We start from the raw sequence: 15,559 nt of genomic DNA on the forward strand, positions 1-15,559 counted from the left end.
GAGGACTAGAAGAGTGAGCAAACATACATGGTTCAAGGAATTCTCGGTGCCCACGTACGACCAATGGCGGGAAGCAGCAGAAAAATCGCTAAAGGGCGCATCTTTTGATGCCAAGCTACTGACGCATTCGCACGAGGGAATTGTTCGCCAGCCCATCTATCAGTATGAAGATGTCAAAACATTGCCGCATCTGGAAGCGCTGCCAGGAGAGGCGCCATTTCATAGAGGGAATCAGCGGCCTGGCGGGCAAAAGGATCATAAATGGGAAGTCTGTCAGGAAATCAACGCAACGAGTGCCAAAACATTTAATCAGGCAGCCGTAGACGACTTAGCGCGCGGACAAACGATGCTGCATCTGATAGTGGATCAAGCGACTTTGGCTGGACTTGACCCTGACGAAGCATTGCCAGATACGATTGGTAACAAAGGCGTATCTGTTTTTTGCCGGGAGGATATCGAGCAGGCATTTCAAGGGGTGAAGCTTTCAGAAGTCCCTCTTTACGTGAACACAGGAGCGCTTGGCTTGCCGGTTCTTTCGCTCATTTTGGCACATGTTGAAGCGACAGGACAACAAGTTTCCGAACTTCGCGGATGCATCGGGCAAGACCCTGTAGCGGTTCTGCTCACAGAGGGCAAGCTCCCTTGTTCCTTGCAGACAGCTTATAACGCGATGGCAAGCATGACGAAATGGGCAAAAGATCATTCGCCCGCTCTGAAAACGATCTTGGTTCAAAGCAATCCTTATCAGGACGGCGGCGGAAACGCTGTATCCGAACTGGCTTTTTCACTGGCCACAGGGGTGGACTATTTGCAAGCGATGCTTGAGCGAGGGCTATCCATAGAGGATGTCTCAGCACGAATGCAGTTCTCGTATTCGATCGGCTCAGACGTCTTCATGGAAATCGCGAAGCTGCGTGCGGCAAGAATGCTCTGGTCAAACATCGTGGCGACCTACGGCGGATCAACGGAAGCGCAAAAGATGACAATTCACGCCAGAACCTCTGCCTGGACGAAAACGATTTACGATCCGTATGTCAACATGCTGCGTTCCACGACAGAAGCGTTCTCAGCCGTTATTGGCGGAGCAGACAGCCTTCATGTATCCGCATTTGACGAAGCGATCCGCCCAGCCAATGAGTTTTCGAGAAGGATCGCCAGAAATACGCAAATCATTTTGCAAGAAGAAGCGCATTTGGCAAAAGTGATCGACCCTGCGGGAGGTTCTTGGTACGTAGAATGGCTCACAGACGCATTAGCGAAAAAGGCATGGGAGCTGTTCCAGCAGGTAGAAGCGCAGGGTGGTATGCTGAGCACGTTAGAAGCAGGCTTCCCACAAGGCTTGATCGCCCAGAGCGCGGATCAAAAAGCAGCGAGCATCGATACGCGTAAAAAACGTTTGGTTGGAACCAACATGTATGCCAATACGGCTGAGCAGCCACTCAAGCCCGAGAGTCTTCCGAGCATTTACGAAGAGCGAGCAGAGAAAGCACGATCCCTTCGGCAGAAACAGGACACGACTCTTCTTTCAGCAGAGCTAGATGCGTTGTCAAAACATACCGATGAGCTCGTGGCACAAGCAGTAAAAGCAGTGCTTCATGGAGCGACTGTGGGCGATATCGCCAAAGCCATGAAACGTGAAGATTCAGTGGAGACAACCATCCAGCCACTCCGTATTCACCGGGCATCCGAACGCTTTGAAGCCTTGCGGATGCAGGCAGATGATTTCTTGAAAACAACAGGCAAAAGACCGACCGTGTTCTTGGCGACGATGGGTCCTGTGTCAAAGCATAAGGCCCGGGCAGACTTCGCAGCAGAGTTTTTTGCGGTTGGCGGCTTTGACGTTTTGCGCGAGCAAGCATTCTCTACCACTGTAGAGGCGGCTGAAGCTGCGGTGGCATCGCGTGCGATGGTCACGGTCATTTGCTCGGACGATGCGAGTTATCCGGAGCAGGTTCCACCATTGGCTCATGCAATCAAGCAACGTGTACCTCAGATGACGGTTCTGTTGGCTGGCTTGCCAGAGGCGGAGCAGCTGGCTGTTTATAAGGCGGCCGGGGTAGATGATTGCATCCACATGCGTTCCAATTGCTACGAGATGCTGCGAGAACTTCAGGAGCGGATAGGAGTGGGCTCATGATGAAGCGACCTGATTTTTCACAAATGGCTTATCAGTCCAAACGTGATGTGTCTGATTTGTTTCCCCAACTGGGTGCGAATCCACAAGGAATGGAGCAAATGTGGCAGACGCTAGAGCAGATCCCTGTAAAACCACTGTACACAATGGCAGATGTGGAGGGGATGGATCACCTCGGCTACATGCCTGGTTTGCCACCATATACGCGCGGCCCGTATCCGACGATGTACGTGACTCAGCCATGGACGGTTCGCCAATATGCCGGCTTTTCTACGGCGGAAGAGAGCAACGCTTTTTACCGACGGAATTTGGCTGCGGGACAAAAAGGGCTATCGATCGCCTTCGACCTCGCGACGCATCGCGGTTATGACTCCGACCACCCCCGGGTAGTTGGTGATGTCGGGAAAGCAGGCGTGGCAGTTGACTCCATTCTGGATATGAAAATCTTGTTCGACGGCATCCCCCTCGATAAAATGTCCGTTTCTATGACGATGAACGGAGCGGTTTTGCCGATTATGGCGTTCTATATCGTGGCAGCAGAAGAGCAAGGGGTATCGCAGGCGGAGCTTACCGGAACGATCCAAAATGACATTTTGAAGGAATACATGGTTCGGAATACTTACATTTATCCGCCAGAAGCGTCGATGAAGATCATTTCCGATATTTTTGCTTACACCTCCAAGCACATGCCCAAATTCAACAGCATTAGTATTTCAGGCTACCACCTGCAAGAAGCGGGGGCGACTGCGGATATTGAGTTGGCCTATACGCTAGCAGATGGATTGGAATATGTTCGTACTGGTCTTGCAGCAGGCATTGACATCGATGCGTTTGCGCCACGGCTGTCATTTTTCTGGGCGATTGGCATGAACTACTTCATGGAAGTGGCGAAAATGCGTGCAGGTCGCTTGATTTGGGCCAATCTGATCAAACAGTTCCATCCGAAAAACGAAAAGTCGATGGCGCTGCGGACACACTCACAAACGTCCGGGTGGAGTTTGACGGAGCAGGACCCATATAACAACGTAGTGCGGACGTGCATCGAAGCCATGGCCGCTGCTCTGGGTCATACCCAATCTCTGCATACGAACGCACTGGATGAAGCAATCGCGTTACCGACCGATTTTTCGGCTCGGATTGCGCGGAATACGCAGTTGTTTTTGCAAGACGAAACCGAGATAACCAAGGTCGTCGATCCATGGGCAGGCTCCTATTACGTCGAGTCCTTGACGGCGCAGCTCGTGGAAAAGGCGTGGGCGCACATCGAGGAGATTGAAGCGCTTGGCGGTATGGCAAAAGCAATTGAGACGGGATTGCCGAAAATGAAAATCGAGGAAGCGGCTGCACGCCGTCAGGCACATATCGATTCGGCGAAGGAAGCCATAATTGGCGTGAACAAATACCGTCTGGACAAAGAAGATCCGCTGGAAATTCTCGAAGTCGACAATACAGCGGTCCGAGAGGCGCAAATCAGACGTTTGCAGGAGCTGCGCAGTAACCGTGACGAGGCGAGAGTGCAAGCAACGCTACAGGCCATCACGGAATGCGCGAAAACGGGCGAAGGCAATTTGTTGGAGCTGGCCATTGAAGCGGCACGAGCAAGAGCTTCTTTGGGCGAAATATCGGATGCCTATGAAAAGGTCGTGGGCAGACACAAGGCGGTCATTCGCTCCATTAGCGGCGTCTACAGTTCCGAATACGCAGATGCCGAAGAGGTAGCGGCCGTGCGTAAGATGGCAGATGAATTCGAGCAGTGGGAAGGCAGACGTCCCCGTATTATGATCGCGAAAATGGGTCAAGACGGACATGATAGGGGCGCGAAGGTGATTGCCACCGCTTTTGCCGATTTGGGCTTTGATGTTGACATCGGTCCGTTGTTCCAGACACCTGAGGAAACAGCGAAGCAGGCGATTGAAAATGACGTACACGTGATCGGCTTCAGCTCGCTTGCGGCAGGTCATAAAACATTGCTGCCACAACTGGTGGAAGAGCTCAAAAAGCTGGGACGCGAAGATATTGTCGTCGTCATAGGTGGTGTGATACCGGCGCAGGATTACGCCTTTTTGCGAGAGCATGGTGCCGCAGCTATCTTTGGGCCAGGAACAGTCATTCCTGTAGCAGCCCAGCACGTTCTGCAAGAGATCGTGTATCGCCTGGAGGCTGCTGGACAATGACCGGGGGCAGGGCAGACAAGAATTTCTTGAACGTTTCCTCCAAAGCACGTCTCCCACGCTTATCGGTGGATCAATACGTCACAGGCGTACTGGAAAACAACCGAACGGTTTTGGCGCAGGCAATCACGTTGGTCGAGAGCAATGCTCCCGCTCATATGGATATGGCCCAAGAGGTGATCAAACAACTGCTTCCTCATACAGGTCAATCCATACGCATAGGGATATCCGGTGTGCCAGGTGCGGGAAAGAGCACGTTCATTGAAGCATTCGGCAGTATGCTTTGTGAAAAAGGTCATCGTGTCGCTGTTTTGGCTGTTGATCCGAGCAGTACGGTTACTCGTGGGAGCATTCTCGGCGACAAGACGCGGATGGAGCTCTTGTCACGCAATTCACAGGCGTTCATCCGACCCTCTGCCACGGGCGGCACCCTAGGTGGAGTCAATCGGAAAACGCGGGAAACGATGCTAATCTGTGAAGCAGCAGGCTATGATGTGATTTTGGTCGAGACCGTCGGGGTCGGACAGAGTGAGACGACAGTCAGATCTATGGTCGATTTCTTTTTACTTCTGATGCTGACAGGGGCGGGCGATGAACTGCAAGGAATCAAAAAAGGCATTATGGAAATTGCAGATGCGCTTCTGATCAATAAAGCAGATGGGGAAAACCGGACGCGTGCCTTGATCGCCAAAGGGGAATACAACCGTGTTCTGCATTACTTGCAGCCGGCAACCACTGGCTGGGAAACGAAAGCATACATGTGTTCTTCGCTGACAGGGGAAGGCATTGAAGATATTTGGGAGGTCATCGGTCAATTTCGTGAAAGCACCATCCAGTCAGGCGGTTTTGAGGCAAGACGCAAAGCGCAGCTACTCGATTGGATGCACAGTATGGCTCAGGACTACTTGCGCGCGACCTTTTTCGGCAACCAGCAAGTAGCCGAGCTGCTTCCCGCGATTGAAGGAGCCGTTGCGAGTGGCGAGATTTCACCGACGAGCGCCGTACAGCAATTAGTGGCGATCTATGAGAATGCGATCATGAAAAAGGAATAGAGAGATGGTGCCCTTATGAGCAACAATATGTACGAAAAAATTGATGAATTGATGGAACGCAAATATAAAATCCAGCTTGGTGGTGGAGATGCTCGTATCGATGCCCAGCATAACCGCGGCAAGTTGACCGCACGTGAGCGGATCGAGCTCCTGCTTGACCCAGACACCTTTATGGAGCTGAACCCATTTGTTGAGCACCGTGCTACGCATTTTGGTCTCGACCAGATGGAGGCACCAGGCGAAGGCGTCGTAACGGGCTACGGAAAAATCAACGGTCGGCCTGTCTATTTGTTCGCGCAGGATTTCACGGTGTTTGGCGGTGCGCTGGGAGAGATGCACGCAATGAAAATCGCCAAGGTAATGGACTTGGCAGCGAAAAACGGCGCTCCCTTTATCGGTCTGAACGACTCCGGCGGCGCACGCATTCAAGAAGGGGTAAGCTCACTGGATGGCTATGGCACGATTTTTTACCGCAATGCCATTTACTCCGGTGTGATTCCGCAAATCTCTGTCATCCTCGGTCCGTGTGCGGGAGGAGCCGTCTACTCTCCAGCGATTACGGATTTCGTGTTCATGGTAGAGAAGACGAGCCAAATGTTTATCACAGGTCCAAAAGTGATTGAAACTGTTACAGGTGAAAAAATATCCGCGGAGGACCTAGGCGGAGCCAAAGTCCATTCGACGGTGAGCGGCAATGCCCATTTTACAGGAGAAACCGAACAGGAAGTATTGGAAGGGGTACGCAGGCTGCTCAGCTTCCTTCCACAAAACAATCGTGATCGCGCACCAGTGATAGAAGCAGAGGAAAATAATGGTTGGCAAGAGGAGCTCTTGGAGCTGGTACCTGCTGAAAGCACGAAAGTATACGATGTGCGCAAGGTCATCGAAAAAATCGTGGATCACGGTGATTTCATGGAAGTACAGCCGAACTTTGCCCGCAATATCGTGATCGGTCTGGCGCGTATCGATGGACACAGTGTCGGCATTATCGCCAACCAGCCGAAGGTAATGGCAGGCGGACTGGACATTCATTCATCGGATAAGCTGGCACGTTTCATTCGTTTTTGTGACTGCTTCAACATTCCGCTCTTGACCTTTGAAGATGTCTCTGGCTTTTTCCCGGGGATCAATCAGGAGCATGGAGGGATTATCCGTCACGGCGCGAAAATCTTGTATGCATACTCAGAAGCAACGGTTCCCAAAATTACCGTGATTCTGCGCAAAGCTTACGGCGGCGCTTATGTGGCGCTCAACTCCAAATCCATTGGAGCAGATGTCGTGTATGCATGGCCGAATGCAGAGATTGCCGTCATGGGCCCCGAGGGGGCAGCCAACGTCATTTTTGCAAAGGAAATCGAACAAAGTGAGGACTCGGCTGCGACTCGCGCAGAGAAAATTGCCCTCTACAGAGAGAAGTTCGCCAATCCATATGTCGCGGCAAGTCTCGGCATGGTGGATGATGTCATCGACCCGCGCGAGACCCGTCAAAAGGTCGCGCAAGCCTTGGAAATGCTCAGAAACAAGCAGGAAGATCGTCCGTACAAAAAGCACGGAAACATCCCACTTTAGAAAGGAGCTCTGATCGTGCTATGAAGCTGCATGAACTGCGTGAATTCATCAAGCTGGTGAATCAGTCTTCCATTGAGGAGCTGGAATGGGAGAAGGGTAAGACCCGCATCGTGATCAAAAAAAGTGCACCATTCGAAGGCATGGCTGTCCATGCGCCTGTACAGGTGGGCGAAGTGGAGCATGGTTATCAGGAGGCAGCCGCTACTGCTGAGTCAGTTGATGTCGTTGCTGAGGCTGAGGCACCTAAGGAAGTGACACAGCAAGTCATGTCTCTGGGAGTAGGACTGTTCTATGCGGAAGTCACAGTAGGGCAAACCGTTCAAGCTGGCGAAAAGGTTGGACGCTGCACGGCTGATGCTCTTCAGCTATCTGCTGATATTACGACGCCTGTTAGCGGCATCATCACGGAAATTCTCGTCGCGGATGGTCAGTTTGTCGATTACGGAAAAGCTTTGCTCGTTGTCAAAACTCAGTAGGAAGGAGTGCGCACATGTTTACAAAAGTATTGATTGCCAATCGTGGAGAAATCGCTGTCCGCATTATCCGCGCTTGTCGGGAACTAGGGATACGTACAGTCGCTGTTTTTTCTGAGGCGGATCGGGAAGCATTGCACGTAGAATTGGCGGATGAAGCGTATTGTATCGGACCTACGGCGTCCAAGGACAGTTATTTGAACATGGCACGGATTATGACGGTCGCACTTTACACAAAGGCAGACGCTATCCATCCGGGCTATGGCTTCTTGGCGGAAAACGCTTCGTTTGCCCAGCTTTGCCAGGATTGCTCGATAACCTTTATCGGTCCCGATCCCGAAGCGATCACCAAAATGGGGGATAAATCCGTAGCAAAAGCAACGATGAGTCAAGCGAATGTTCCACTAGTTCCGGGCACAGACGGTTTGATTGATGACATCGATGAGGCATTGCAGGTGGCGGAGAAAATCGGCTATCCTGTCATTGTAAAAGCAACGGCTGGCGGCGGCGGCAGAGGAATGCGTGTCGCTTTTGACGCCGATGAGTTGTCCAAGGCGATTCGTCAGGCCCAGAAAGAAGCGGAGACGGCATTCGGCAACGCTGGCGTGTACTTGGAAAAATATGTAGAAGAGCCGCGGCATGTGGAGATTCAAATCATGGGGGATAAGCATGGCAACGCTGTGTACTTGGGAGAGCGGGATTGCTCCATTCAGCGTCGTCATCAAAAGCTGGTAGAAGAAGCGCCATCTCCGGCGCTGGACCAAACGCTGCGCGAGCAAATGGGGCAAGCTGCGGTGGCGGCAGCCAAGGCGGTTTCGTACCACGGAGCGGGTACTGTTGAATTTTTGCTAGACAAGCACGGCCAATTTTACTTCATGGAAATGAATACGCGGATTCAGGTAGAGCATCCCGTGACAGAGATGATTACAGGGATTGACTTGATCAAAGAACAAATATCTGTGGCAATAGGCAATCCGTTATCCTTCTCACAAGAAGATGTGAAAATCAACGGATGGGCAATCGAGTGCCGAATCAACGCGGAGAATCCTGCGAAAAACTTTATGCCATCACCAGGGAAGGTCGTCAATTACTTGCCGCCAGGCGGTTACGGTGTGCGCGTGGACAGTGCGGTTTATCCTGGCTACGAAATCTCTCCCTTCTATGATTCGATGGTCGCCAAGCTGATCGTTTGGGGAACAGATCGCAACGAAGCATTGGCTCGTATGAAGCGGGCGCTAGGTGAGTTTGTCATCGAAGGCGTACATACGACGGTTCCCTTCCATGAGAAGCTACTGGAGCACCCTGACTTTGTCGCAGGGAATTTCGCTACGAATTTTCTGGAAAAAAATACGCTGGATTTGTAACGAGCATGAAAGAACTGTGACAGAAATGCCTCTCTGTTACAGTTCTTTTTTCATTTATAGCAGTATTCATTTATACTACTAAAAAGAAAGGAGGTAACACCTTGATTGATGAGCTTCGAAAAATCGGATTGTCAGACCTGGAAGCCAGATGTTATTTGGTGCTTCACGAGGAACCGAAAATATCTGGATATGAAGTGGCCAAGAAAGTTTCCGTCTCTCGGACGAATGTATACGCAGCCCTTCGAGCATTGACGGAAAAGGGCATGTGCCGCATGATCGAATCGGAGCCTGTTCTTTATGATGCGGTACCGATCGAGCAACTGATTCGCTTGTTACAATCGGAATTTGATCAAACAACCCGTGTCCTGCAAGAACAGTTGAAATCCACTCCCCGAACGTCTCCTTCCTTTTATAATTGGCAGGGTGACAAAGCGATTGAAACAGCCATAAAACGAATCGTCTCAAATGCAAACAAAAGCATTGTTGTCGATATTTGGTCCGAAGATGTTCATTGGGTAGAGGAACCATTGGTAGAAGCAGAAAAACAAGGGGTTGCTGTCACGCTAATATCAATTGGTGAATGCCATGCAAAGCTAAAAAATGTTGTCGTACATAAAAGGAGTGCGGAATGGCATCAAGTGCAATCCAGAAAGTTCTCTATTCTATGCGATGCACATTCGGCATTGCTGGGCAGCTTTGGGCGTGGGATCAAACCCACTATACTGGAGACGGACCACCCATCTCTCATTGAGTTGCTGCAAAACGCCTTCTACCATGACATCATCATGGGTCAGATCGAGAAGGATTTCAGCCAAGTGCTGGAAGAGAAATATGGGAGTGACTATGTACGCATTATCACACCTTACAGGGAATACTTATAACGGGTGACATTTATTCTCATCCTATCTTTGCAAAAAAAGAAGACAGTGGCTTCAAGTTCGAGGACGAATCTCGTTATCAACCAAAAAGAGAATTAAACACAAAATGCTATCATGTAAATGACAGCCAATCCTTAGAGGGTTGGCTGTTTGCTATGGAGGAGCCTCTATTTATTCTTTCAACTCGTCAAGAAAGCTTCTTACAGTCTGATAATATCCATCAGGGTCAGTAGAATGGATATCATGCCCGCACGCTGCAAAACTGGCAAGCTTTGTGTTTGGCCTTTGGCTCACCATGCGCTCGGCCTGATTTTCATCCAGTACAAAGCTTTTTTTGCCGTGGATCAGCAAGATCGGGCAAGAAGACGCTAGCCAATCGTTCCACCATTCCCCGTTAATGTATCGCTGAGAGATAGGCATGCCTTTTAAATCAGAACGGAATCCCCAGCCTTGTTCATCCTCAAACACGCTTTCCGAAAAATAATCGACCGCTCGAACGCCGACTTCCTCGAGCGATTTCCTTAGATCGTGTAAAGAAGGGGAGCGGTGTGGGAGTTTTTCTGCAAAGGATAAGTCGGCCTTAATTTCTACCCCGATATCTTCTACGATGACGGCGTTCACAAGCTCAGGATAACGAGCAGCAAATTGATAAGCGTTGACACCTCCTAAAGAATGCCCAACGATCGTAACAGGAGCTCCATCCAAAACGGTCTGAACAAAGGCGAGAATGTCGTTGACGTAGCCTTCACGGGAGTAATCCTTATCTGGGGCATGCTCACTCCAGCCGTGACCTCGTTGATCCAATCCAATCACGCGCCAATCTGTGAATCTGGTAGCAAACTTTGAAAATGTCCGTCCATCATTCATATGACCATGCAGCAGGAGCAAAACTCCTTGACTGTCCCCTCCAAAATCGAGGTAAGATAGTTTTATGTTACCTGATTGGAAAAATTTTCTCGTCATTGTTCCTTTTTCTTCTGGCTGAAGCATACAGTAATTCCTCCTAATGGATAAACAGCATCATGTCCAACTCGACTTCTCCTTCACGTTAACAGTTAATCGTGACAGGAATTGTCATAATAAAAAATTTGAGAGTTATGCCATGCCAAAATCAAAAAGACTGCTGGAAATGATGATAACTGTCAACTGGAAGCGCAAGTTTAAGAACTGATAAACATTTACTCGCAATGAGGAGGTTGCTATGGCATTACCCAAAAAAGGCACGAGGGGTATAACGGTAGGAGAACAGCGATATCGTTGGGTCATCAGCCCAGCAGCGAAAGGTCTGCTCGCGTTGACCATCCAGCACAATGAAGGGATAGGACAGTTGATTCGCGTGTATGTAAAATCAGATGTGAATGACTTTTGGGCGGAGTACCCACTTGTGCAGCATTTGGATATGAGAGTGATAAAGCCAGCTGACGTCGCAGCTATCATTGAAGAGGCGATCAAGCTGGGGTGGCAGCCTGACAAAAAAGGGACGCCTTTGAGCTTTGACTTCATCGGAAGCACGCTCGTCAAAAAAGGGGATACATAGCAATATCGGAAGCAGAGGAGAAGAAGTCGGATGGAATGGACAAACGTCAGTAAGACAAAGGATCTAGAGCTCGTGCGAGCAGCAGTGGATCAATTAGATATCAACGAACGGGATCAACGCGGGCGAACACCGCTGATGCTTTTTATCACAAACCGAATGCCACCAGAAGCGATTCAGATGCTTTTAGATAAAGGCGCAGAGCTGGAGGCGGAAGACAAGCTGGGCGATACAGCGTTGAAAAAAGCCATCAAATTCAAGCAAGTCGAAGCCGTAAAACGATTGCTACAAAAGGGAGCCGAGCTTGACTCTCAGCATGGCATTTTGGCCACTGCTTGGAATGCGGCCAGGAACGATGACGGACCGGGGTCGATGATTGCTGCTTTTGAGAATCCTGCCTGTGCAACGATCACTCTTTTGGATATGTATGAATGGATGGATGCGGACTATTGGCTGGAAATGGATGAGGAGGAAATCGCGGAATCGGAGGAACGAAAACGCTGGAGAATGCTCGCCACGCAATTAAAAAAGAAACTTGCAGATGAATGGGATAGGGGTTGATCATCATGTGTCGATATGGGATGTATGGTCCATACAAACAAATATACGCGTGTTTCACGTGCCGAAAAGTGTTCAAGCAAACCTCTAAGTATGAGTTGACCGAAGAAGAATGGAACAAGATCAAGCATAGCTGTCCGCAATGTGGTGAGGGAATGAAAGAGATGGGGCATGATTTCAAGGCTCCCAAGCAAACGGATGTAAAACAGTGGAAAAAGGTTGAAATCCTCTATCAGCATGGGTTTGCCTATCATTCCTGCGGCTGCGATGGTCCTGGCTACCGACCAGCCGAATTACATCAAGTGAACGACTTTCTCGAAATGAATAAGCGGTTCAAATCAGAGGGAGAGAAATTGCTGGATAGACTCACGAAAAGAATGTAAAAAACGAAGCAGGGGGCGGTGGAACATGGCAACCTTCTTTTTGATCATGATTTACTTGTCGTTTATCAGCTTGGGTCTTCCCGATTCGGTGCTGGGGGCAGCTTGGCCGGTCATGCAAGCAGAATATGGGGCGGCATTTGGTATGGCAGGTGTGATCAACATTGTGATTGCGTCTGGAACGATCGTATCTAGCTTGATGAGCGGTGCATTACTAAAACGACTGGGGACAGGGCAGATCACACTGATTAGCTGTTTGATCACGGCGGGAGCCTTGCTCGGATTTTCTTTTGCCCCATCAATGATGTGGTTGATGGTATTGGCATTGCCGCTGGGACTAGGAGCTGGCTGTGTAGATACCGCATTGAATCATTATGTCGCCACGCATTATCAAGCCCATCATATGAGCTGGCTGCATTGCTTCTGGGGTGTGGGTGCTACGCTTGGCCCCATTATTATGTCTGGCTTTATTCGCGATCATGATTTATGGCGGAATGGCTACTTGACCATTTCTCTTATACAATTTGCGTTAGTCATACTTCTAGCGTTCACACTTCCTTTGTGGAAACGGATGGAAAACATACAGAAGCATGCTGTAAAAGAGTCACAGGTCCAGCCGTCTCGTGGGCAGAGCGAACAGCCGTTACGGACAAAAGGCGTTAAGCTTACTTTGCTCACTTTTCTCTTCTATTGCGGGGCTGAAGCATCGGTAGGATTATGGGGGAGCAGCTTTTTGGTAAATGAAAAAGAGCTACCTTCGTCTGTCGCGGCGATGTGGGTAGCCATGTATTACGGTGGCATTACTGTGGGGCGATTTATCACGGGCTTTGTTACTTTTAAAGTGAGCAACCGCGTCCTGATTGGCAGTGGACTTCTCGTAGCATTCGCCGGGGCAGCGCTGTTGATGTTTCCATTACCGACCTTCTGCTCGCTAATCGGTTTTTTGTTGCTCGGGTTGGGCTTCGCTCCGATTTATCCCTGTATGCTGCATGATACCCCAGAACGCTTTGGAAAAGAGCAAACGAAAAAGCTGATGGGCTATCAGATGGCGGTTGCGTACACGGGTGCCACATTTTTGCCTCCGTTGCTAGGGTGGCTTGCTACACAGACGACCGTTTCTATTTTACCGTTTTTTACGGCCTTCTACATTGCGTTCATGCTATATGGTTCTGAGAGAGTCAATCGAATCACAAAGCGACAGGCTACCCAATCAGAAACGTTCTAGCATGTGGCAATCGCTATTTAGACGACAGCATGTTTTGCAAAGCTTTTCCGTATAAAGACAGGGGCATCTGGTCGCCGCTGATATAATAAAAGATCGACATGCCATTCTCTAGAGCAAGAATCGTCCATGCCATTTCATCCGCGGATAGAGTAGCGTCACTTTCTTTTGGCATCAAGGTCTGTATGGCCTTGGAAAGATGCTGTACCGACTCGATGATCATGTTCGACCATCGCACTCGAACAGACTCTTCACGCATGGCATACAGCAAAAATTCCAGGTTCAGCATGTTCCACGTGCGATTTTGTTGCTGAACGGACATAAAATAGGCGTCCATGGCTTCTTTAAAATGCGATAATGATGGCTGGTGATCAATTACGTGATGGATATTCGACACATGTAATTGCATCTGACCTTCCAAAATAGCGAGAAAGAGATCTTCTTTGGACTGAAAATGAGCATAAACAGCTCCTTTGGTAAATCCAGCATGGTCTGCGATTTTATCAACGGAAGCCCCGTGGAAGCCTAACCGAGCAAAGGTCTCAATGGCTGCGTCAATGAGCAATTGCCGTGTTTCCTGTTTACGCTCTGCTTGGGTTAATCTGCGTCTGTTCATTCGTCCACACTCCTTCTCTTGACAATCATACCATATAGAATTAACATTCCATATAGTATTTAAATCCTTACTGGTATGTAAGATACAAATGGCAGTTTTGTAGGATTTAACCGTCTACTATGTCATGCTATTTTGGAGTACGATAGATATATAGATCATCTAGTAAGAGGGGACAGTGTACGAATGCAGAGGGAAGAAAGCGTTGCAACGCGGAATCGGCCTATGTCCAATATTTTGGCGCAAACGGTTAAGACGGGAATTATCAAATCGAACCTGATTCCGATGTTTGCCGGATTAACATTGGCACTATATACGTATCACTTCAGTCTAATGGATAAGTTGCCAGAAATCTTATTTGCTACAATCGGCTCTATTTTAATCATGGCAGCAGCGGGTGCTTTTAATAACGTGTATGATCGCGATATCGATTCTGTCATGGAGCGGACGAAAAACAGACCTACGGTGACAGGCGATATATCGACAAAGACGGTTTTATGGCTTGCCTCTCTGATGACGATTTTTGGCTTGGCGGCTCTCGTCTTGGCATCACCATTGGCTGCTATTATGGGTTTTCTCGGACTGTTTTTTTATGTCGTGCCTTATACGATGTGGACGAAAAGAAGAACGATTTACAATACGGAGGTAGGGAGTATTTCTGGTGCAATGCCGCCGCTCATCGGTTGGGCCGCCATTCACCCAGATGTAACGCATCCTGCTATCCTTGGCCTCTTTATCATCATGGTCATTTGGCAAATGCCTCACTTCTATGCGATCGCGATTCGCAAGCATGATGAGTACAAGGCGGCTGGGGTTCCGATGTTGCCTGTGGTCAAAGGTGCAAGACGTACCTACATTCAAACAAATGTGTATTTAGTCATTTTAATTGCAAGCAGTTTTCTATTTTGGTCATTAAGCGCTGGTCTTACGTTTATGGCTCTGCTCCTGAATGTTTTATGGCTGGTTCTGAGTGTTTTTGGATACCGGAAAATGGATTCACAGAAATGGTCGAAAACGATGTTTATTTATTCGCTGATTCATATGACGGTACTATTCTCGACGGTGATTATTTACTCGCTGATGGGGATTATCTTCAAACTGTAAATCCGTGATCATCCTAGCTGCCTTCACTCTGAGGGCGGCTTCTTTTTTTATCAGAAAACCTTGCCGCATAGCGGTTTCTTCTCATGTTCAACCAAAAATGGGCGCATGATCTTTGCACGAATACCCAACGTCACTTCATAAATCTAGAGTAGTTCCATGAAGTGGCGGAGGTGAAAACGAATGGATGAGTTCAAAAAAGAGCTAAAAAAATTGAAGGCTTCTGAAATAAAGGGAGATCGAATGCAGCGTTGGGACAAAGAAAAAATGAATGAGGCGACGCTAGTTCGAGGTAGGTGTGGCGGATGTGGCAGATGTGGTGGTTGCAGCAGATGTAGTTGCGGTCGTTGCGGTCGTTGCTCTTGCTCCTGTAGCTGCTCCTGCTCCTGCGCTTGCTCCTGCTCCTGCACTTGCAGTTGCACTTGCTTCTTCCCATGCTTTATCGTGATTGACGATTTCTAATCCATACGTGAATGAAGCTCCTGCCCCAAATGGTGACGTGGCAGGGGC

At 49.2% G+C, this 15,559-nt stretch carries 15 protein-coding genes; 13 read left to right on the forward strand and 2 right to left on the reverse strand.

What is annotated here, in order from left to right; translation table 11 throughout:
* Positions 1-13 precede the first annotated feature (13 nt).
* The 7 genes from ACUUHJ_RS14615 (at position 14) to ACUUHJ_RS14645 (ending at position 9,644) form a co-directional block, all read left to right on the forward strand.
* On the forward strand, positions 14-2,137 hold the full coding sequence (locus ACUUHJ_RS14615; protein ID WP_472299175.1) for a methylmalonyl-CoA mutase family protein: 2,124 nt from the start codon (positions 14-16) through the stop codon (positions 2,135-2,137).
* Entirely contained in the window at positions 2,137-4,308 is a 2,172-nt protein-coding gene (scpA, locus tag ACUUHJ_RS14620; RefSeq protein WP_142496391.1) for a methylmalonyl-CoA mutase, read from the forward strand. The genes ACUUHJ_RS14615 and scpA overlap by 1 nt, the downstream gene beginning before the upstream one ends.
* Entirely contained in the window at positions 4,305-5,357 is a 1,053-nt protein-coding gene (gene meaB / locus ACUUHJ_RS14625) for a methylmalonyl Co-A mutase-associated GTPase MeaB (RefSeq protein ID WP_472299176.1), read from the forward strand. The genes scpA and meaB overlap by 4 nt, the downstream gene beginning before the upstream one ends.
* Positions 5,358-5,372: 15 nt before the next feature.
* The gene (locus ACUUHJ_RS14630) at positions 5,373-6,926 is read left to right on the forward strand and encodes an acyl-CoA carboxylase subunit beta (RefSeq protein WP_472299177.1); all 1,554 of its coding nucleotides are present in this window, start codon (positions 5,373-5,375) and stop codon (positions 6,924-6,926) included.
* 20 nt (positions 6,927-6,946) lie between these two features.
* Positions 6,947-7,402: an acetyl-CoA carboxylase biotin carboxyl carrier protein gene (locus ACUUHJ_RS14635; RefSeq protein WP_472299178.1), complete on the forward strand. Its 456-nt coding sequence runs from the start codon at positions 6,947-6,949 to the stop codon at positions 7,400-7,402.
* 14 nt (positions 7,403-7,416) lie between these two features.
* On the forward strand, positions 7,417-8,763 hold the full coding sequence (gene accC, locus ACUUHJ_RS14640; RefSeq protein WP_289677844.1) for an acetyl-CoA carboxylase biotin carboxylase subunit: 1,347 nt from the start codon (positions 7,417-7,419) through the stop codon (positions 8,761-8,763).
* 101 nt (positions 8,764-8,864) lie between these two features.
* Positions 8,865-9,644 carry a TrmB family transcriptional regulator gene (locus ACUUHJ_RS14645; protein WP_472299179.1) on the forward strand — a complete coding sequence of 260 codons (780 nt, stop codon included), beginning with the start codon at positions 8,865-8,867 and terminating at the stop codon, positions 9,642-9,644.
* A gap of 168 nt (positions 9,645-9,812) precedes the next feature.
* On the opposite strand, the gene ACUUHJ_RS14650 is transcribed toward ACUUHJ_RS14645, so the two are convergent.
* On the reverse strand, positions 9,813-10,631 hold the full coding sequence (locus ACUUHJ_RS14650; RefSeq protein WP_472299180.1) for an alpha/beta fold hydrolase: 819 nt from the start codon (positions 10,629-10,631) through the stop codon (positions 9,813-9,815).
* 211 nt (positions 10,632-10,842) lie between these two features.
* Between ACUUHJ_RS14650 and ACUUHJ_RS14655 the strand changes: the two genes are divergently transcribed.
* The 4 genes from ACUUHJ_RS14655 to ACUUHJ_RS14670 are packed head-to-tail and all read left to right on the forward strand — an operon-like array spanning position 10,843 to position 13,338.
* Positions 10,843-11,178, forward strand: coding sequence for a hypothetical protein (locus tag ACUUHJ_RS14655; protein ID WP_087347471.1), 336 nt, complete (start codon positions 10,843-10,845; stop codon positions 11,176-11,178).
* Between the two features lie 30 nt (positions 11,179-11,208).
* Positions 11,209-11,736, forward strand: a complete 528-nt coding sequence (locus tag ACUUHJ_RS14660; RefSeq protein WP_472299181.1) for a DUF4274 domain-containing protein — start codon at positions 11,209-11,211, stop codon at positions 11,734-11,736.
* Between the two features lie 5 nt (positions 11,737-11,741).
* Positions 11,742-12,116 carry a hypothetical protein gene (locus ACUUHJ_RS14665; RefSeq protein ID WP_472299182.1) on the forward strand — a complete coding sequence of 125 codons (375 nt, stop codon included), beginning with the start codon at positions 11,742-11,744 and terminating at the stop codon, positions 12,114-12,116.
* 25 nt (positions 12,117-12,141) lie between these two features.
* On the forward strand, positions 12,142-13,338 hold the full coding sequence (locus ACUUHJ_RS14670; protein WP_472299183.1) for an MFS transporter: 1,197 nt from the start codon (positions 12,142-12,144) through the stop codon (positions 13,336-13,338).
* A 13-nt stretch (positions 13,339-13,351) separates the two neighbouring features.
* Here ACUUHJ_RS14670 and ACUUHJ_RS14675 read toward each other — a convergent pair whose 3' ends face one another.
* Positions 13,352-13,951, reverse strand: a complete 600-nt coding sequence (locus ACUUHJ_RS14675; RefSeq protein WP_289677853.1) for a TetR/AcrR family transcriptional regulator — start codon at positions 13,949-13,951, stop codon at positions 13,352-13,354.
* Between the two features lie 183 nt (positions 13,952-14,134).
* Here ACUUHJ_RS14675 and cyoE point away from each other — a divergent pair, with 183 nt between their 5' ends.
* Both cyoE and ACUUHJ_RS14685 read left to right on the forward strand, forming a co-directional pair.
* Positions 14,135-15,052: a heme o synthase gene (gene cyoE / locus ACUUHJ_RS14680; RefSeq protein WP_015890997.1), complete on the forward strand. Its 918-nt coding sequence runs from the start codon at positions 14,135-14,137 to the stop codon at positions 15,050-15,052.
* 240 nt (positions 15,053-15,292) lie between these two features.
* A complete protein-coding gene (locus ACUUHJ_RS14685; protein ID WP_354142442.1) occupies positions 15,293-15,511 on the forward strand; it encodes a heterocycloanthracin/sonorensin family bacteriocin in 219 nt (72 codons plus the stop codon).
* The last annotated feature ends 48 nt before the right edge of the window (positions 15,512-15,559 follow it).

It is taken from the genome of Brevibacillus schisleri, from assembly GCF_055685845.1.